The sequence below is a fragment of the Burkholderia sp. KJ006 genome, from assembly GCF_000262695.1.
Classification (GTDB): Bacteria; Pseudomonadota; Gammaproteobacteria; order Burkholderiales; family Burkholderiaceae; genus Burkholderia; species Burkholderia vietnamiensis.
Genome location: NC_017920.1, coordinates 3,006,564 through 3,024,703 on the forward strand (window position 1 = coordinate 3,006,564; position 18,140 = coordinate 3,024,703).

At 68.2% G+C, this 18,140-nt stretch carries 16 protein-coding genes; 4 read left to right on the forward strand and 12 right to left on the reverse strand.

What is annotated here, in order from left to right; genetic code table 11:
• Window positions 1-15: 15 nt before the first annotated feature.
• Window positions 16-1,968 carry a lytic transglycosylase domain-containing protein gene (locus MYA_RS13560; RefSeq protein WP_041493912.1) on the reverse strand — a complete coding sequence of 651 codons (1,953 nt, stop codon included), beginning with the start codon at window positions 1,966-1,968 and terminating at the stop codon, window positions 16-18.
• 8 nt (window positions 1,969-1,976) lie between these two features.
• Between MYA_RS13560 and MYA_RS13565 the strand changes: the two genes are divergently transcribed.
• Window positions 1,977-2,585, forward strand: coding sequence for a 5-formyltetrahydrofolate cyclo-ligase (locus MYA_RS13565; protein ID WP_046423598.1), 609 nt, complete (start codon window positions 1,977-1,979; stop codon window positions 2,583-2,585).
• Window positions 2,586-2,650: 65 nt separating this feature from the next.
• Here MYA_RS13565 and MYA_RS13570 read toward each other — a convergent pair whose 3' ends face one another.
• Complete coding sequence (locus MYA_RS13570; RefSeq protein ID WP_014723821.1) at window positions 2,651-3,163, reverse strand: winged helix DNA-binding protein; 513 nt, start codon at window positions 3,161-3,163, stop codon at window positions 2,651-2,653.
• Between the two features lie 148 nt (window positions 3,164-3,311).
• On the opposite strand from MYA_RS13570, the gene pxpB reads away from it, so the two are divergent.
• From pxpB to pxpA, 3 genes are read left to right on the forward strand one after another with little or no spacing between them, the layout of a single operon-like run.
• The gene (pxpB, locus tag MYA_RS13575) at window positions 3,312-3,968 is read left to right on the forward strand and encodes a 5-oxoprolinase subunit PxpB (protein WP_014723822.1); all 657 of its coding nucleotides are present in this window, start codon (window positions 3,312-3,314) and stop codon (window positions 3,966-3,968) included.
• On the forward strand, window positions 3,965-5,032 hold the full coding sequence (locus MYA_RS13580; RefSeq protein WP_014723823.1) for a biotin-dependent carboxyltransferase family protein: 1,068 nt from the start codon (window positions 3,965-3,967) through the stop codon (window positions 5,030-5,032). Before pxpB ends, MYA_RS13580 begins: the two co-directional genes overlap by 4 nt.
• Window positions 5,033-5,087: 55 nt before the next feature.
• A complete protein-coding gene (pxpA, locus tag MYA_RS13585) occupies window positions 5,088-5,852 on the forward strand; it encodes a 5-oxoprolinase subunit PxpA (RefSeq protein ID WP_011886277.1) in 765 nt (254 codons plus the stop codon).
• A 564-nt stretch (window positions 5,853-6,416) separates the two neighbouring features.
• Here the strand turns inward: pxpA and MYA_RS13590 are convergent.
• From MYA_RS13590 to MYA_RS13635, 10 genes are all read right to left on the reverse strand, one after another.
• The gene (locus MYA_RS13590) at window positions 6,417-7,562 is read right to left on the reverse strand and encodes a TraB/GumN family protein (RefSeq protein WP_041493913.1); all 1,146 of its coding nucleotides are present in this window, start codon (window positions 7,560-7,562) and stop codon (window positions 6,417-6,419) included.
• Window positions 7,555-8,571 carry a peptide ABC transporter ATP-binding protein gene (locus MYA_RS13595; protein ID WP_011886279.1) on the reverse strand — a complete coding sequence of 339 codons (1,017 nt, stop codon included), beginning with the start codon at window positions 8,569-8,571 and terminating at the stop codon, window positions 7,555-7,557. Before MYA_RS13595 ends, MYA_RS13590 begins: the two co-directional genes overlap by 8 nt.
• Complete coding sequence (locus MYA_RS13600; protein ID WP_014723825.1) at window positions 8,568-9,566, reverse strand: ABC transporter ATP-binding protein; 999 nt, start codon at window positions 9,564-9,566, stop codon at window positions 8,568-8,570. Before MYA_RS13600 ends, MYA_RS13595 begins: the two co-directional genes overlap by 4 nt.
• Window positions 9,567-9,698: 132 nt before the next feature.
• Window positions 9,699-10,616, reverse strand: coding sequence for an ABC transporter permease subunit (locus tag MYA_RS13605; RefSeq protein ID WP_011886281.1), 918 nt, complete (start codon window positions 10,614-10,616; stop codon window positions 9,699-9,701).
• Window positions 10,617-10,620: 4 nt separating this feature from the next.
• The gene (locus MYA_RS13610) at window positions 10,621-11,631 is read right to left on the reverse strand and encodes an ABC transporter permease subunit (RefSeq protein WP_011886282.1); all 1,011 of its coding nucleotides are present in this window, start codon (window positions 11,629-11,631) and stop codon (window positions 10,621-10,623) included.
• Window positions 11,632-11,750: 119 nt separating this feature from the next.
• Window positions 11,751-13,379, reverse strand: coding sequence for an ABC transporter substrate-binding protein (locus tag MYA_RS13615; RefSeq protein ID WP_014723826.1), 1,629 nt, complete (start codon window positions 13,377-13,379; stop codon window positions 11,751-11,753).
• A gap of 343 nt (window positions 13,380-13,722) precedes the next feature.
• Complete coding sequence (locus tag MYA_RS13620) at window positions 13,723-15,030, reverse strand: MFS transporter (protein WP_034192482.1); 1,308 nt, start codon at window positions 15,028-15,030, stop codon at window positions 13,723-13,725.
• 194 nt (window positions 15,031-15,224) lie between these two features.
• Entirely contained in the window at window positions 15,225-15,536 is a 312-nt protein-coding gene (locus MYA_RS13625) for a high-potential iron-sulfur protein (RefSeq protein WP_011886285.1), read from the reverse strand.
• A gap of 194 nt (window positions 15,537-15,730) precedes the next feature.
• Window positions 15,731-16,840: an NAD(P)/FAD-dependent oxidoreductase gene (locus MYA_RS13630; RefSeq protein ID WP_041493914.1), complete on the reverse strand. Its 1,110-nt coding sequence runs from the start codon at window positions 16,838-16,840 to the stop codon at window positions 15,731-15,733.
• 109 nt (window positions 16,841-16,949) lie between these two features.
• Window positions 16,950-17,930, reverse strand: a complete 981-nt coding sequence (locus MYA_RS13635; RefSeq protein ID WP_011886287.1) for an AAA family ATPase — start codon at window positions 17,928-17,930, stop codon at window positions 16,950-16,952.
• Window positions 17,931-18,140: the final 210 nt, after the last annotated feature.

The following is an 18,140-nucleotide window of genomic DNA, read 5'->3' on the forward strand; positions in this document are numbered from 1 at the left end:
CACGAAGGTTGCGGATCAGGGCGAGATCGTGCCCAGGCGCTTCTTCAACGACTGCGGTTTGCCCTCGAAGAGCGCCGCGTAGTAGACGGTGTTCGACAGCACGTTCTTCACGTACTCGCGTGTCTCGTTGAACGGAATCGTCTCGGCGAAGATCGCGCCTTCGACCGGCCGCGTCAGCACCTGGCGCCACTGGCGCGGCCGTCCCGGCCCGGCGTTGTAGCCGGCGGTCGCCAGCACCGGCGAGCTGTCGAAGTTGTTGTAGATGTCGGCCAGATACCAGGTGCCGAGCTGGATGTTGGTGTCGATGTCGTGCATCTGCGCACGCGTGATCGTGCCCATCCCGAGCTTCTTCGCGACGAGCTGCGCGGTGGCCGGCATCAGCTGCATCAGCCCGCCCGCGCCGACCGACGAACGCGCGTTCGTGATGAAGCGCGACTCCTGGCGGATCAGCCCGTACGCCCATTCGACGTCGAGCCCGGTCGATTGCGCATAGCGCTCGACGATGTCGCGGTACGGCGACGGATAGCGCAGCGTGAAGTCGTGCTCGGCCTTCGTGCGGTCGGCCGTATTCACCGTGCGGTCGAGCAGCTCGACGCGCTTGCCGTACGCGGCGGCGGCGAGCAGCTGGCGATCGGTCATCCCGCGCAGCGGCCAGTTCCATTCGCGGTTGCCCTCGAGGCGCAGGTTCAGGCCGTAGAAGCGCTGCGCGAGCGCGAAGCCCGGAATCTTGCTCATCGCGTCGATCTCGGCGTCGCTCACCTTCGTGCGCGGCGGCACCGACGTGCGCTGGCCCAGCTCCTCGCCGGCGAGCTGCCCGTAGAAGTTGTACTGCCCGGCCACCTGCTCGAATTCCTGGTTCGCCTGCAGCGTGTCGCCGCTTTGCTTCAGCGCGCGCGCGTGCCAGTAGATCCATGCGGGATCGCTGCGCAGCGACGGCGGCATCTGCTCGATCGACCAGCGCACCATCGGCCAGTTGCCGGCCAGCAGCGCGGCGCGCGTGCGCCATTCGTAGCCGGGGTTCGACAGCGGCGCGTTGGCGGATTTCGCATACCAGTCGGACGCGAGCGCCGAGCGCTTGATGGCGGCCTGGTAGCCGATCGCGCCCCACGCGATCGCCTGCTCCCGCTTCGTCAGCGAACCGGCGAGCGAGGTGAGCATTCCGGCGGCCGCATCGGGATCGTTGCGCGCCATCCGGCCGAGCGCGATCAGCGCGAGCTGGTGCGATGCGGCGTCCGCGCCGACGCCGCGCGCAAGGTACAGCGGCGGCGCGCTCGTCGCCTGGTCGAAACCGGCCGGGCGCGGGCCGAGCGCGTCGACGATCTTGCCGCCGAGCGTCGTGTAGTTCTGCTCGAAAGCGAGGCGCGCCTGCTGCCACACGTCGTCGCTCGTGAACTGCTGGTTGACGGTGAGCGCCGTGATCAGGTCGACGCAGGCGTCGCCGTAGTATTTCGGCTCGACGAGCAGCGCGCGGGCGGCATCGGCGACGTTCTCGCCGCGCGCCGCGCGCGATTCGAGCGCATAGCATTTGACCTGCGTGTCGTCGTCGAGCACGAAGCGCTTGTACTGATCGTCGAAGCCGCGCCAGTCGTGGCGCGCGCCGAGCACGAGCAGGTAGTCGTTGCGCAGGCGATCGGCGATCGCCTGGCCGTCGTAGCGCTGCAGGAACGACTGCACCGGCGCGTCCGGCGCATCGACGCGCGCGCGTCCGGTCGAATCGAACAGCTGCGGTTTGATCTGGAAATACTCGACGTAGGACGGCACCGGATAGTTCGGGATCATCGACGCGAGCTGCGCGGCCTTCGCGGCATCGTTGCGGCGCGCGGCTTCGCGCAACTGCACGAAGATCTGATCGTCCCCGGCGAGCGTGTCGTCGCCCGGTGCGGCGCACGCGCTCGTGCCCGCCACGAGCGCGGCGGCCGAAAGCGTGAGCGCGACCGCGCGATATACTCGGAAAAGGCTGTTCGACATCGTTTTGAATGGAGCACGAAGTGAGCGAAAGCATAGCATGCAACCCTGTGCCGAACCCGAAGGTTGCACTGCGCAGAACGCTGTCCGGCGCGCGTCGCGACGCCGCGTCGCAGCCGGCCGCGAACGCCGCGCTCGAGGCCCGGCTGCGCGGCTTGCTCGAACGGCTCGCGCCGCGCACGGTCGGCTTCTACTGGCCGCTGCCCGGCGAATTCGACGCGCGCGACGCCGTGCTCGCGTGGGCCGCCGCCGGCCCCGGCCGCCGCGCCGCGCTGCCGGTGATCGGCGAGAAGCACACGCCGCTCGCGTTCCATGCATGGGATGCGCACACGCCGATGCGCGAAGGGCATCACCGGATTCCGGAGCCCGCGTCGGGCATCGCGGTCGTGCCCGACCTGTTGCTGATTCCGTGTGTGGGATTCGATCTGCAGCGCTACCGGCTCGGCTACGGCGGCGGCTATTACGACCGCACGCTCGCGGCATGGCCGGGCGACACGCTGCCGGTGACGGTCGGCATCGCGTACGACGCGTGCCGCGTCGACGCGCTGCCGGCCGAGGCGCACGATCTGGCGATGGGCTGGATCGTCACCGACCGCGCGCTCTACCCGGACGCCGGATGACGCGACGCGCGACGCCGCGCCGGCATCCCGCGCGTCGCCGCGCTCGGCGTCCGAGCCGCAATCGTTTACAACGAGGCGGCCGCGCGCGCGGCGGTGTCGTACAGGCCCGATGCGTTGCGCAGCAGTTGCGCGGCGTCGCCGATCTGCTCGTTGGTGAGGCCGCTGTCCTTCAGCGTCTCGATCAGACAGTGCTCGCGCACCTCGCGATACTTCATGCACAGCGCGCGGCCCGCATCGGTCGCGAAGAAGAACACTTCCTTGCCGCTCTTCTCGCTTTTCACATAGCCGCGCGCGATCAGTTTTTTCAGCGCATAGGTCGCGACGTGCGTATCCTCGATATTGAGCACGAAGCAGATGTCGGCGAGCTTCTTCTTGCGCTCACGGTGGCTCACGTGATGCAGCAGCGACACCTCGACGGCCGTCATGTCCTTCGCGCCGGCGGCCGACATGCAGCGCACCATCCAGCGGTTGAACGCGTTGCCGGCCATGATGAGCCCGTATTCGAGCTCCGACAGCTCCACGCTCGACTCGGAAACGAGGTGTTCGGATGACACGATCTTGGTCGGAGAACGCTTCATGGAAGGGCGGCGCAAGCAGGATGTCAGGGTGTGCCGAGTGTACGACAGAAGCCTCTGTATAAGAGCTAGGCGAAAACGCTTATTGGGAAATTCTCGATATTTTATTGAGAATGTACGCTAACATTGCCGTCCGAACCGTGCCAGTCCGATGACGCAACCCCGCATTTATCCACTCGGCGATGCCGCCCTCGTCTGCGAGATGCCGGCGCCCGCCACGCTCGATTGCCAGCGCCGCGTGTGGGCCGTCGCCGAAGCCGCGCGCGCGTGGCCCGACGTGATCGACGTCGTGCCGGGCATGAACAATCTGACGATCGTGTTCGACGCGCTCGCCTCAACCGCCGAGTCGCTCACCCCGGCGCTGCGCGACGCGTGGGACAGCGCCGACGTCGCGCCCGTGCCGGGCCGCGACGTCGAGATCCCGGTCGAGTACGGCGGTGCCGCCGGCCCCGATCTGGCGGCCGTCGCCGCGCACACCGGGCTGTCGGCCGACGAAGTGGTCGCGCGCCACGCGGGCGGCGAATACGTCGTGTTCTTCGTAGGATTCCAGCCGGGGTTCGCGTATCTCGGCGGCCTCGACCCGGCGCTGCACACGCCGCGCCGCGCCGCACCGCGGCTCGAGGTGCCGGCCGGCTCGGTCGGCATCGGCGGCGCGCAAACCGGCATCTATCCGGCCACGGCGCCGGGCGGCTGGCAGTTGATCGGCCGTACGTCTCAAGTGCTGTTCGATCCGGCCCGGCCGCAGCCGACGCTTCTGCTGCCCGGCGACCGCGTGCACTTCACCATTGCCGGAGTCGACGCGACATGACCCAGAAAACCGCCCCCGGCACGATCGAGGTCGTGCGCGCCGGCCCGCTGTCCACCGTGCAGGATCTCGGCCGCCGCGGGATGCGCCATCTGGGCGTCGCGCAAGGCGGCGCGCTCGACGGCCTCGCGCTCGAAGTCGGCAACCGGCTGGTCGGCAACCGTCCCGATGCGGCGGCCGTCGAAATCACGATCGGCCCGGCCGCCTTCCGCTTCACACGCGCCACGCGCATCGCGATCACCGGCACCGAGTTCGGCGCGACGCTCGACGGCAAGCCGGTGTATTCGTGGTGGAGCCTGCCGGTCGACGCCGGACAGACGCTCGTGCTGCCGGCCGCGAAACGCGGGATGCGCGGCTACCTGTGCATCGCGGGCGGCATCGACGTGCTGCCGGTGCTCGGCTCGCGCAGCACCGATCTCGCGGCGCGCTTCGGCGGCCTCGGCGGCCGCGCGCTGCGCGACGGCGACCGGCTGCCGGTCGGCGTGCCGCCGGCCGGCGCCGGCTGCCTCGCGTCCGATGCGCCCGAGTTCGGCGTGAAGGCGCCGGCGTGGTGCGCGTTCGTGCGCGTCGACGAACCGCCGCGCCGCCACCGTCCCGCGCATGCGCCGTGGGCGATGCCCGTGCGCGTGCTGCCGGGCCCCGATTACGCGTCGTTCTCGGCCGAGTCGCAGCAGGCGCTCTGGGACGAGGAATGGCTCGTCACCGCGAACAGCAACCGGATGGGCTATCGGCTCGCCGGCGCCGAGCTCGTGCGCGAGCGGCCGGTCGAGCTGCTGTCGCACGCGGTGCTGCCCGGCACGATCCAGGTGCCGCCGAACGGCCAGCCGATCGTGCTGATGCACGACGCGCAGACCACCGGCGGCTACCCGAAGATCGGCACGGTGATTCGCGCCGATCTGTGGAAACTCGCGCAGGCGCGGCTCAACCTGCCGATCCGCTTCGTGCGCTCGACGCCCGAGGCCGCGCGCGCCGCGCTGAACGCGGAACGCGCGTATCTGAGACAGATCGACGTCGCGATCGAGATGCGCGAGGAGACGCGTCGCCGCGCGCAATCGCGCGCAGCGTGACAATGGCGCAAGCAGTACGCAACACGGCCCGCGCAGCCCGCGGGCGAGGAACATCATGGAAATCGATCTGAACGCCGATCTCGGCGAAGGATGCGGATCGGACGAGGCGCTGCTCGACCTCGTCACGTCGGCGAACATCGCATGCGGCTGGCATGCAGGCGGCGCCAATGCGATGCGCGACTGCGTGCGCTGGGCCGTGCAGAAGGGCGTGTCGATCGGCGCGCATCCGAGCTTTCACGATCCGGAGAATTTCGGCCGCAAGGAAATGCAGCTGCCGCCCGGCGACATCTATGCCGGCGTGCTGTACCAGCTGGGCGCGCTGTCGGCGATCGCGCAGGCCGAAGGCGGCCGCATCGCGCACGTCAAGCCGCACGGCGCGCTGTACAACCAGGCCGCGCGCGATCCGACGATCGCGGACGCGGTCGTGTCGGCCATCCACGATTTCGATCCGTCGCTGTCGGTGTTCGGGCTCGCCAACAGCGTGTTCGTCGCGGCCGCGCGGCATGCGGGCCTCGTCGCGATCGAAGAGGTGTTCGCCGATCGCGGCTACCGCGCGGACGGCACGCTGGTTCCGCGCAGCCAGCCCGGCGCGCTGATCGACGACGAAGATGCGGTGCTCGCGCGCACGCTCGACATGGTGCGCGAGCGGCAGGTGCGCGCGGTGACGGGCGAGTGGGTGCCGCTCAATGCGCAGACCGTCTGCCTGCACGGCGACGGCCCGCATGCGCTCGCCTTCGCGAAGCGGATTCGCGCGGCGCTCGAGACGGCCGGCATCGACGTGATCGCGCCCGGCGCGCTGCAGGCCGGCGAAGACGCGTAACGCGGCACGCCCTCGCGCACGCATCGCGTGCCGCATCCGATCGGCCGCACCAAAGAAAAAAGCGCCCTCGTGGCGCTTCACTGTTGGCGCAATCGCCGCGGCTTCGCCGTCTGTCGATTCGCCTCCCGAAACCGCCTTGCGACGGTGACCGGAACGCTGCTCCGGATGAAAAAACGTCCGCCGCCGCCCGATTGCTGCTTCCCCCGGTCGGACGACGGAACGTCGCTTATACCGCTAAGTCTGCCGCATGCATGTGCTGTACGACGATGTTTGGCCCCGCCGTGCATGCAGACACTCCGCGGCCGGCACGCTGATTACGTGCCGGCTACGCCAACCCCGCGCTTTGTTTTCTGCTACCCCGTAGAACTTTTCTATTCTTTGCATTTTTTCAACTTGTGGGGTGAAGAATAGAGATTGGCAGAACCGGATGTCAATGGCTTTAAACGCTATTTCCAGACGGTTCGAGGGTTTTCCTTATCGGCTCGCGCGGCCGCTTACGCGCATCGACACGCAAGCGCGCAGCCGATCGAATGGCGGAGGACCGGCGAGCGGCGTCGGGCGCGCTCAGTTCGCGTCGACCCGGTACCCCTGCTGGCGCAACAATTCGAGCACGCCGCGCTGGCCACCCAGGTGCAGCGCGCCGATCGCGACGAACACCGGCCGGTTCGGCGCCGCGATTGCCGTCATCCGTGCAACGAAGCGCCGGTTGCGCTCGTACAGGATCTTGTTGTCGATCGACGCCGACAGCGCCTTCGACCGTGCGAGCCGCTCGCTCTTCGCGACCGCCCATGCGGAGATCGCGTCGGCGTCGCCAATACGCCACAGCCGGTGCAGCGCGCCGATGTCGGCGGCGTTCTGCGCGGGCGTCTGCACCATGTCCTGCGCGAGCATCTCGCGCTGCTCGGCGAGCGTGAGGCCGGTGAACGCGCGCATCTGCTCGGCGAGCGTCTCCAGGCCGATCACGCGGCCGCCCTTCTTCTTCAGAAATACGTTCTGCAGCTGCGCCTCGGTGCCGTACTCGGTCTGCAGGCCGGCCGACAACGAGTCGTACGTCTCGACCACCAGCGCGGCGAGCCACGGCCGCATCCGGCGGATTTCGGCGAGCGCGGCCGGGTTGCCGCGCAGCCGCGCGGCGAGCTGCTGCCACAACGGCTCGGGAAGCAGGCGCTGCAGGCACGGGTAGCGGCAGACGCCGTACTTCGACACGTCGTCCTGCGATTCCAGCAGATCGTCCGGCGACAGCTCGAGCGCGAGCGTCGGCGAGGCGGCGAGCGCCGCGAGGATGGTGGGCCGGAACGGCTGCGCGCTCGGGTAGTCGGACGGGTCGCCCGTATGCAGCGTGCCGAGCACGTACAGCGTGACCTTGCCGCGCGTCGCGACGTAGAACGGCATGCGGGCCGGCTGCACGCGCACCGTACCGCGCGCGACCGTGCCGCTCGACACGGACGGCGCGTGGAAGCCCGGCAGCGTCATGCCCGGCGACGGCGCCTGCGCCCGATGAATCGGCGAACTGCTCGGCATGCGCTCCTGCGCGCGCGCGGCCGCGGCCGGCACCAGCACGCTCGCGGCCACGCAGGCGCCGGCCAGCGCCGCGCCCGTCACCGTGCGCACGCTCCAGCGTCTTGCGTTGCGGCACGCGCGCAGCATGCGCGCGCGGCCGGCTCCCGACCGGCGCACGCGAGGCGCGCGCGCCGCCAACCCGTCAGGCATTCGCCTCCCCCACCTCCTCGGCGCGATGGCAGGCCACGCGACGTCCGTCGACGTCGCGCAGCTGCGGTTCCTCGACACGGCAGCGCTCGACCGCATACGGGCAGCGCTGGTGAAACGCGCAGCCCGACGGCGGATTGAGCGGCGACGGCAGTTCGCCCTGCAGCTTGATCTGCACGCGGCGGTCTTCCTCGAAGATCGCCGGCGTCGCCGACATCAGCGCACGCGTGTACGGATGACGCGGCCGCGCGTAGATCGTCGCCTTGTCGCCGAGTTCGGCGACGCTGCCGAAGTACATCACCATCACGTCGTCCGCGACGTGCTCGACCACCGACAAGTTGTGCGAGATGAACACGTAGCTCGTGTTGAACTGCTCCTGCAGATCCATGAACAGGTTCAGGATCTGCGCCTGGATCGACACGTCGAGCGCGGACACCGGCTCGTCGGCGACGACGATGCGCGGCTCGAGGATCATCGCGCGCGCGATCGCGACGCGCTGGCGCTGGCCGCCCGAGAACATGTGCGGATAGCGCTTCGCGTGCTCGGGGCGCAGGCCGACGGTGCGCATCATCTGCGCGATGCGCGCTGCGCGTTCGGCCGCCGACAGGTTTGCGTTGATCTCGAGCGGCTCGGCGAGCGTCTGCTCGACGGTCTTGCGCGGATTCAGCGACGCGAACGGGTTCTGGAACACCATCTGCACGCGGCGGCGCAGGTCGGCGACGGTGTGGCGGCCGGCGCCGGCCACGTCGTTGCCGTCGATCATCAGGCTGCCCGAGGTGGGCGTCTCGATCATCGTGAGCTGGCGCGCGAGCGTCGATTTTCCGCAGCCCGACTCGCCGACCACCGCGAGCGTCTTGCCGCGCTCGAGCGTGAACGACACGCCGTTCAGCGCCTTCACGGTGCCCTGCCCGAACATCCCGCGCCTGACCGTGTAGTGCTTCGCGAGCTGGTCGGCGACCAGCACGGCCTGCCCGTCGGGCGACGCGCGGCGCGTTTCGTTGACAGCATTCATCGTGCGCCTCCCGTCAGGTCGAAGCTGGAAACATTGAGCGGCTTGATGCAGCGCGCGCGCATCGCATCGTTGCCGGCCACGAGCGGATCGAGCGCCGGGCGCGCCTTGCGGCAATCGTCGACGACGTACTTGCAGCGCGGCGCGAACAGGCATCCGGACGGGCGATCATCGCGGCCCGGCACCATGCCGGGCAATGCGGCAAGGCGACGCGCCCCCTGATTGTGCTCGGGAATCGCCGCGAGCAGCGCTTCGGTGTACGGGTGATGCGGCGCGCGGAAGATGTCGGGCACGCGGTTGGTCTCGATGATCTCGCCCGCGTACATCACCGCCACGCGCTGCGCGACCTCCGACACCACGGCCAGATCGTGCGAGATCAGCACCAGCGCCATCCCGCGCTCCTTCTGCAGCTTCACGAGCAGATCCATGATCTGCGCCTGGATCGTCACGTCGAGCGCGGTGGTCGGCTCGTCGGCGATCAGCAGCTTCGGATTGCACGCGACGGCCATCGCGATCATCACGCGCTGGTTCATGCCGCCCGACATCTGGTGCGGGAACGCCGCGATCCGGTTCTTCGCATCGGGAATGCCGACCTGGTCGAGCAGCTCGAGCGCGCGCCGGTGCAGCGCGTCGCCGCGCAGCCCTTCGTGCAGCTTCAGCACCTCCTTGATCTGGTAGCCGACCGTGTAGCTCGGGTTCAGGCTCGTCAGCGCGTCCTGGAACACCATCGCGATGTCCTTGCCGACGATCTTGCGGCGCGCCTTCGGCGACGCCCTCAAGAGATCCACGCCGTTGAACGTGACCTCGTCGGCCGTCACCTTGCCGGGCGCGTCGATCAGGCCCATCAGCGCCATCATCGTCACGCTCTTGCCCGAGCCCGATTCGCCGACGACGCCCACCACCTCGCCCGGCGCGATCGACAGGTTGATCCGGTCGACGGCGGGCAGGCCGTTGAAATTCACCGCGAGATTGCGGATGGTCAGGAGCGGGTTGCTCATGTCGTCCTCCGCCGGGCCGCCCCAAAGAGGATGACCGCCCCCTTGGGGGGCGCCGTGCATGGGACCGGAGTAAGCGCCGAAGCGCCAACTCCGCTCGGCAGCGAACGAAGCAAGCGTGGGGTTCGTTTCATCTTAGGCCATCCGTTTCAGTTTGGGATCGAGCGCGTCGCGCAGCCCGTCGCCGAGCAGGTTGATCGCGAGCACCGAAATCAGGATCGACAGGCCCGGCATCGTCACGATCCACCATGCGTTGTCGATGTAGTCGCGCGCGGACGCGAGCATCGCGCCCCACTCGGCGGTCGGCGGTTGCACGCCGAGGCCGAGGAAGCCGAGCGCGGCCGCGTCGAGGATCGCCGACGAGAAGCCGAGCGTCGCCTGCACGATCAGCGGCGCCGTGCAGTTCGGCAGCACCTGCGAGAACATCAGGCGCAGCGTGCCGGCGCCGGCCACGCGCGACGCCGTCACGTACTCCTTCTGCAGCTCGCCGAGCGCCGACGCGCGCGTGAGGCGCACGTAGGCCGGCAGCGCGACGATCGCGATCGCGAACATCGTGTTGGTGAGGCCCGGCCCGATGATCGCGACGACGGCGACCGCGAGCAGCAGCGACGGCAGCGCGAGCAGCACGTCCATGATGCGCATCACGGGCGTGTCGGCCCATTTCTGGAAGAACGCGGCGACGAGGCCCAGCACGATGCCGGGGATCAGCGCGAGCACGACCGACACGAAGCCGATCCAGAACGACATGCGCGCGCCGAACATCAGGCGCGAAAGGATGTCGCGCCCGGCTTCGTCGGTGCCGAGGATGAACTGCCAGTTGCCGCCGGCGAGCCACGCGGGCGGAATCTTCACGTAGTCGCGGTATTGCTCGACCGGGCTGTGCGGCGCGATCAGCGGCGCGAGGAGCGCGACCAGAATCAGCACGAGCACGACGAGGCCGGCGCCGACCGCACCGCGATTGCGCGAGAAGTTGGCCCAGAACTCGCGCAGCGCGAGCGCGCGGCCGCCGGCCGGCGCAGATTCGGTCGGCAGGGTATTTTGCAGATTGCTCATGGAGTTACCTCGTGTGGCGGATGCGCGGATTCAGCACGCCGTACAGCAGGTCGACGACCAGGTTCACGACGATCACGAGCGTCGCGATCAGCAGAATGCCGCCCTGCACGACCGGATAGTCGCGGCGGCCGATCGCATCGATCAGCCACTTGCCGACGCCGGGCCACGAAAACAGCGTCTCGGTCAGCACGGCGCCAGCAAGCAGCGTGCCGATCTGCAGGCCGATCACGGTGACGACCGGGATCAGCGCGTTGCGCAGCGCGTGCACGACCACCACGCGCGCCGGCGACAGCCCTTTCGCGCGCGCCGTGCGGATGTAATCCTCGCGCAGCACTTCGAGCATCGACGAGCGCGTCATCCGCGCGATCACCGCGAGCGGGATCGTGCCGAGCACGATCGCGGGCAGGATCAGGTGGCTGACCGCCGACTTGAACGAGCCTTCGTCCGGCGCGAGCAGCGCGTCGATCAGCATGAAGCCGGTCGGATGCGGGAAGTCGTATTCGACGGCGATGCGGCCCGATACGGGCGTCCAGCCGAGATACGACGAAAACACCATGATGAGGATCAGCCCCCACCAGAAGATCGGCATCGAGTAGCCGGTGAGCGCGGTGCCCATCACGCCGTGATCGACGACCGAGCCGCGCCGCAGCGCGGCGATCACGCCGGCCGGCAGCCCGACCACGAGCGCGAACACGAGCGCGCACAGCGACAGTTCGACGGTCGCCGGAAAGCGCGCGAAGAATTCGCCCGCGACGCTGGTGTTGGTGATGATCGACGTGCCGAGGTCGCCATGCAGCGCCCGGCCGATGTAGTGCAGATATTGCATGGGCAACGGCTGGTCGAGCCCGAGGCGCTTCATCGCCTCTGCATGCATCGCGGGATCGACGCCGCGCTCGCCCATCATCACTTCGATGGGGTCGCCCGGTATCAGGTGAATCAGCGCAAACGCCAGGATGGTGATGCCGATGAAGGTCGGGATCACCATCCCCACGCGGCGCAACACGAATGTGAACATGATGCGTCTCGTATTTTCTTGTGGGAAATGTGCGACCGGCGACGGGAAGCTTTTGGCTTCCCGCCGCCGGATGAGGTATGAGCCGGTCTCGGTCTTCTGGACAGCTTATACGGGCCGTATTACTTCACGCCGACTCCGTCGAAGCGCGCGTAGCCGAGCGGTTCGATCCGCATGTCGACCACGTTCTTGCGGACCGGCTGGTAGACCGTCGAGTTCGCGATCGGCGAGAACGGCAGCTGTTGCGCGAAGATCTGCTGCGCCTGCATGTAGATCTTCGTGCGCGCGTCCTGGCCCGTCGTCGTGCGGCCCTTCTGCACCAGCTCGTCGAACGGCTTGTAGCACCAGTGCGAGAAGTTGTTGCCCTTGATCGCCTCGCAGCCGAGCAGCGTGCCGAGCCAGTTGTCCGGGTCGCCGTTGTCGCCGGTCCAGCCGATCAGCATCGTGTCCTGCTCACCCGCGTGCGCGCGCTTGATGTACTCGCCCCATTCGTAGGTGACGATCTTCGCCTTCACGCCGATCTTCGCCCAGTCGGCCTGGATCATCTCGGCCATCAGCCGCGCGTTCGGGTTGTACGCGCGCTGCACCGGCATCGCCCACAGCGTGATCTCGAAACCGTTCGGGAAGCCTGCCTTCGCGAGCAGCGCCTTCGCCTTCGCGGTGTCGTAGGCGGCCATCTTCAGGTTCTTGTCATACGACCATTGGGTCGGCGGCACCGGTGCGGACGCGGCCTGGCCGGCGCCCTGGTAGACCGATTCGAGGATCGCCTTCTTGTTGATCGCCATGTCGAGCGCCTGACGCACTTCGAGCTTGTCGACCGGCTTGTGCTCGACGTTGTACGCGAGGTAGCCGAGGTTGAAGCCCGGCTGCGACGGCATGTCGATGCCCGAGTCGGCCTTCAGCGTCGCGATGTCGGCGGGACGCGGATAGCTCATCACCTGGCATTCGTTGCGCTTGATCTTCTGCACGCGCACGCCCGGATCCGGCGTGATCGAGAAGATCAGCTTCGACAGCTTCACCGCGCCCTTCTTCCAATACTCGGGATTGCCATCGAAACGGATCGTCGCGTCCTTCGTGTAGCTGCGGAAGATGAACGGACCGGTGCCGATCGGCTTCTGGTTGATGTCGGCGGCGCGGCCGGCCTTCATCAGCTGATCCGCGTATTCGGCCGACAGGATCGACGCGAACTCCATCGCCATGTTCTGGATGAACGGCGCGTTCGGCTCGGCGAGCGTGAACTTCACGGTGTACGGATCGACCTTCTCGACCTTCGTGACGAGCTTGTCGAGGCCCATGTCGGTGAAGTACGGGAACGACACCGGGTACGCCTTGCGGAACGGCTGGTTCGGATCGAGCATACGCTCGAACGTGAACACGACGTCGTCCGCGTTGAACTCGCGCGTCGGCTTGAAGAAGTCGGTCGTGTGGAACTTCACGCCGTGACGCAGGTGGAACGTGTACACCTTGCCGTCGGACGACACGTCCCACTTCTCCGCGAGGCCCGGCTCGACCTTGGTGCCGCCGCGCTCGAATTCGACGAGGCGGTTGTACACGGTGAACGTGGCGGCGGTGAAATCGACGCCGGTGGTGAATTGCGCGGAATCGAAACCCGCCGGGCTGCCTTCTGAGCAGTAGACGAGCGTCTTGTTCGGAATCTGCGCGAAGGCAGAACCCGCGACGCCGAGCGATGCTGCTGCCACGCCTGCAATGGCGGTAACACGCAGGCTGTGCAACAGACGGTTGTATTCCATGTTTCCTCCAGGTCTCCAGATCGGAACCGGTCCCCATGGGCCGGGTACGCGGATATTACTTGAGCTATGGATTGCGCAACAAGCTGGAGAAAAAACTCTTTTAGTTGCGTGCGCGCGGCTTTTTGCCGGGGTAGCGCGGGCGCGGAACGGTCGCGCCGCATGCGCGAGCGGCGGATGCGCCAATCGTGCGCCTGTTTCCTTCTACAACTAAACAATTCGGCTGCGTGCGCGGACGGGCCGTCACGTCGAAGTCATGCGCATCGTGCTCATCGCGCTCGTTGCGCTCCGCGCGCGCATGGCTGCACGCCCGGAACGGCGCCGGTGCGCGTGTTGCAGCGCATCGTCAGGCGGGTGCGTCGAGGTCGGCGCTGCGCGCGGGGACGAATGCGACCGCGACGATCGACAGCGCGAGCCCGGCCATCACGTAGTAGGTCGGCGCGAGCGGCGAGCCGGTCGTCTTGATGAGCCACGTGACGATGAACTGGCCGAAGCCGCCGAACAGCATCACCGCGATGTTGTATGCGATCGACAGCCCGGTCGAGCGCACGTTGGCGGGAAACAGTTCGGCGATCATCGCGCCGAACGGCCCGTAGTAGCCCGCGAGCGTGACCGCCAGCACCGCGTGCACGACGATCAGCCGGCCGATGCTCGGCGCCCCGTCGAGCCACACGAACAGCGGATACATCAACGCGAGCGTCAGCACGAGCGACCACAGCGACAGCCCTTTGCGACCGATGCGATCGGACCATGCGCCGGCGATCGGCGACAGCACCATCAGCAGCAGGTTGCCGATGATCACTGCGTAGAACGACTGAGCATAGGGCAGCTTCAGCTGCTTCACCGCGAAGGTCGGCAGATAGATGATCAGCACGTAGATGGTCACGGTGAGCGCGATCACCGAGCCGAGCCCGCACAGCACCTCGCGCGGATGACGCGTGAAGACTTCGCCGAGCGTCGCGCGGCGCGCGCTCTGCTGGGCATGCAGGAATGCTTCGGAATCGTCGAGATGACGGCGGATATAGAAACCGATCGGCCCGATCACGAGCCCGAGGACGAACGGCACGCGCCAGCCCCAGCTGTGCAGCGCGTCGTGCGACAGCCCGCGCGTGACGGCCGCGCCCACCAGCGCGCCGATCAGCAGCGCGGCCGCCTGGCTCGCCATCTGCCAGCTGCCGTAGAAGCCGCGTTTCGAGAACGGCGCGGCTTCGATCAGCAGCGCGGTCGCGCTGCCGAATTCGCCGCCGGCCGAGAAGCCCTGCAACAGACGGCCGAGCACGATCAGCAGCGGGCCGCCGATGCCGATCGCCGCATACGGCGGCGCGGCGGCGAGCAGGAAGATGCCGGCCGTCATCAGCAGCATCACCAGCGACAGCGCGGCCTTGCGGCCCGCGCGGTCGGCGTACAGCCCGAGCACGATGCCGCCGACCGGGCGCATGAAGAACGCGACGCCGAACGTCGCGGTCGTCAGCAGCAGCGACGCGTATTCACTGGAAGTCGGGAAGAACAGCTCGGCAATCACGACCGTCATCAGGCCGAACACGGTGAAGTCGTACCACTCGAGCGCGTTGCCGATCACGGCCGCCGCGACCGCACGCCGGTTCAGCGCACGCTCGGGCCGGACCGTCTTGGTTGAATTCGCAATCGTCGCCATGCGTGCCTCGTCCTCGTGAATTCGCCGTGTCGGGCGGTCGCGGATCGCACGGGAGCGTTCGCGGCGCGCTGGTGTGCAGCGAGTGTAGAAAGCGAAGAAACCGATTTCAAGCATAAAAACGCCCGCCATCGGATGATGGCGGGCGTTTTGCGGTTTTCGCCACATTGCGGCATCGCACGATGCCGCCACCGACGTCAGCCCATCTTCGAGAATGCGCTGCACCAGCCCTTCGCCGACACCTGCTTGCCGGGGAACGCACCGCACGGGCCCGACGCGGAGCCCTTCTTGCCCTGATACAGCATGCAGGCCGCGCAATCCTGGCCCGCCGCGTATTTCGGATACTTCGCCTTGTCGACCTTGGTGGCATCGGACTTGTAGCCGAGCGCCACCGCGGTCGGATCGGTTTCCGACAGCATCGGCGCATCGGCCAGCGCTTCGCGCGACAGCGCAAGCGCGGACACGGCGCCGATGCTCGTGATCAGGAAACTCCGACGGGTTGCTTTCATGGGGACTCGCTCCAACGTTATCGGTTTGAAAGCCGTTCTGGCGACGGCCGCTCGACAGAATAACCGCGCGGCGAACAAATGTGCGCGCCGAAATGCCGGAGATAACGGATTTCGCAGGCGCAGCGAAGCCGCGTCGGGCGGCCCGCGCGCGGACGCTACGCGTGAGGTGCGCGTGAGGTGCGCGTGAGGTGGCGTCAGGTGCGCGACGCGATGTCGCCGACGCGCTGCGCGAGCGCGAGCGCCGCGGTCAGCCCCGGCGACTCGATGCCGAACAGATTGACGAGCCCGCGCACGCCATGCTGCGCCGGCCCCTGCACGACGAAGTCGGCCGGCGGCTCGCCGGGCCCGGCGAGCTTCGGCCGGATTCCGGCGTACGCGGGCTGCAGCGCGCCGTCGGGCAGGCCGGGCCAGTATGCGCGGATCGATGCGTAGAACCCTTGCGCACGCGCCGGATCGACGTCGTAGCGCAATGCGTCGACCCATTCGACGTCGGGGCCGAAGCGCGCCTGCCCGGCGAGGTCGAGCGTCAGATGGATGCCGAGCCCGGCGCGATCGGGCATCGGATAGACGAGGTGCGAGAACGGCGCGCGCGCGGCGAGGCTGAAGTAGTGGCCGCGCGCGAGGTAGAGCGGCGGCACCCAGCGCGGGTCGAGCCCGCGCGTGCGGCGCGCGAGCGCCTGCGCGCCGAGCCCCGCGCTGTTGACGACGCACGCGGCCTCGATTTCGGTCGGCGCGGCGCCGCCGGTACGCACGACGAAGCGCCCGCCGCGCAACACGTCGATCGACTCGACCGGCGATTGCAATGCGCACGTCGCGGCGTTGCGCTGCGCGTCGCCGAGCAGCGCGAGCATCAGCTGATGGCTGTCGACGATGCCGGTCTCGGGCGAGAACAGCGCTTGCACGCATTCGAGCGCCGGTTCGAGCGTCTGCGCTTCGGCGCGCGTGAGCGGCAACAGGTCGAGCACGCCGTTTTCCGCCGCGCGGGCCGCGATCGCCTTCAGCTGCTTCACCTGCGCGGCGCTCGTCGCGACCAGCAGCTTGCCCACGCGCCGGTGCGGCACGTGATGCGTCTCGCAGAATCGATACAGGAGATCGCGCCCGTGCACGCACGAGGTCGCCTTCAGCGAGCCGCGCGGATAGTAGAGCCCCGCGTGAATCACCTCGCTGTTGCGCGAACTGATGCCCGTGCCGATCGCATCGGCCGCTTCGAGCACGATCGTCTCGCGATCGCGCGCGGCAAGCTCGCGCGCGATCGCCAGACCGACGACACCCGCGCCGATCACCACACAATCCGTCTGCTCCATGGCGTTTCGCGTCGCTCACGCGTCGAGGGAACACACGGCGATTGTACGTCCCGGTTCGCGCGCGTGCCGGCCACGCACACGTCGTGGCCGGCCGCGCGCCGCCGCCGACTCAGAAGCCGATCGGCCTGCGCTTCGCGGCGCCCTCGTCGGCGCGGATGTCCGCCGGCGCGATCACGTCGCGCCCGTCGAGCCGCGCGGCGCCGAACGCATGCAGCAGCGCGCGGCGCATCGTGCGCGGCGGCGTCGCCGCGAGCACGTCGAGCGCGTCGGCATCGAGCGTCTCGGGAAAGCGCCGTCCCCATCCATGCGACGTGCGGATCTCGTCGTAGATCGTCTGCGCGATGCGGCGCGCGCCGGCCGCGTCGGGCGGCGCGATCTCGTACACGTTCATCCGGTTCAGCAGCGGCTCGGGAATCGCATGCGCGTCGTTCGCGGTCGCGATCCAGATCACGTTGCCCGCATTGATCGGCACCTCGGCGAATTCGTCGACGAACGCGCGCGCGGTGTCGTGCTCGAGCAAGGCGTACAGCGCGCCGAGCGGATCGTACTGCGCGTCGCTGCCGGCCTTGTCGATCTCGTCGACGGCGATCACCGGGTTCGCGTAGCTGCCGTTGACGAGCGCATCGAACACCTTCCCCGGCTTCGCGTTCTTCCATTGCGACGACGCGCCCGACAGAATCCACCCGGCCGTCAGCGAGCTCATCGGCACGTAGTGATACGCGGTGCCGAGCAGCTGCGCGAGCGCCTTCGCGAAATGGGTCTTGCCGATCCCCGGCGGGCCGAGCAGCAGGATCGGCATCAGCTCGAGCCGGTCGTCCGTCTCGAGACACAGCGCGACCTGCTTGCGCATGTCGTCGAGCGGCTCGGTGAAATTGGGCAGCGCTTCGCCGAGCGCGTCGAACGACGGCATCCGGTTCGGCTTAACGCAAAAGCGCAGATTGCCGGTCTTGAGCATCCGCTCGTAGGTCGCGCGCAGCGCATCGCTCGCGCTCTCGTTCAGATCGTTCAGCGCGGTCTCGACCTGCTCGAGGTCGTACACCGTGCTGAAGGACGCCACCGCCAGTTCCTGTTTCACCATCGCCGTCGTCATACCAACCTCGCTCGTGCTGCCGTCGCCCGGCCATCGGACCCCGACGATTTCAGTGTAACGATCCCGCGTCGGCGCGCAAGCAAGCAGCCGCCGCGCTCTGCTGCTAACACGCGCGCACGCTGCAGCGGCGCGCGCCGCGGCGTATGATCGACGGTTCACGGGCCGCCTCGCCGGCCTCGCCGTCCTCGCGCACTGCGCCCGCACGACGCG

Coding starts and splice junctions, on each gene's coding strand:
- MYA_RS13560 (WP_041493912.1), bottom strand. CDS start 1,968: ATGTCGAACAGCCTTTTCCGAGTATATCGCGCGGTCGCGCTCACGCTT.
- MYA_RS13565 (WP_046423598.1), top strand. CDS start 1,977: ATGGAGCACGAAGTGAGCGAAAGCATAGCATGCAACCCTGTGCCGAAC.
- MYA_RS13570 (WP_014723821.1), bottom strand. CDS start 3,163: ATGAAGCGTTCTCCGACCAAGATCGTGTCATCCGAACACCTCGTTTCC.
- pxpB (WP_014723822.1), top strand. CDS start 3,312: ATGACGCAACCCCGCATTTATCCACTCGGCGATGCCGCCCTCGTCTGC.
- MYA_RS13580 (WP_014723823.1), top strand. CDS start 3,965: ATGACCCAGAAAACCGCCCCCGGCACGATCGAGGTCGTGCGCGCCGGC.
- pxpA (WP_011886277.1), top strand. CDS start 5,088: ATGGAAATCGATCTGAACGCCGATCTCGGCGAAGGATGCGGATCGGAC.
- MYA_RS13590 (WP_041493913.1), bottom strand. CDS start 7,562: ATGCCTGACGGGTTGGCGGCGCGCGCGCCTCGCGTGCGCCGGTCGGGA.
- MYA_RS13595 (WP_011886279.1), bottom strand. CDS start 8,571: ATGAATGCTGTCAACGAAACGCGCCGCGCGTCGCCCGACGGGCAGGCC.
- MYA_RS13600 (WP_014723825.1), bottom strand. CDS start 9,566: ATGAGCAACCCGCTCCTGACCATCCGCAATCTCGCGGTGAATTTCAAC.
- MYA_RS13605 (WP_011886281.1), bottom strand. CDS start 10,616: ATGAGCAATCTGCAAAATACCCTGCCGACCGAATCTGCGCCGGCCGGC.
- MYA_RS13610 (WP_011886282.1), bottom strand. CDS start 11,631: ATGTTCACATTCGTGTTGCGCCGCGTGGGGATGGTGATCCCGACCTTC.
- MYA_RS13615 (WP_014723826.1), bottom strand. CDS start 13,379: ATGGAATACAACCGTCTGTTGCACAGCCTGCGTGTTACCGCCATTGCA.
- MYA_RS13620 (WP_034192482.1), bottom strand. CDS start 15,030: ATGGCGACGATTGCGAATTCAACCAAGACGGTCCGGCCCGAGCGTGCG.
- MYA_RS13625 (WP_011886285.1), bottom strand. CDS start 15,536: ATGAAAGCAACCCGTCGGAGTTTCCTGATCACGAGCATCGGCGCCGTG.
- MYA_RS13630 (WP_041493914.1), bottom strand. CDS start 16,840: ATGGAGCAGACGGATTGTGTGGTGATCGGCGCGGGTGTCGTCGGTCTG.
- MYA_RS13635 (WP_011886287.1), bottom strand. CDS start 17,930: ATGACGACGGCGATGGTGAAACAGGAACTGGCGGTGGCGTCCTTCAGC.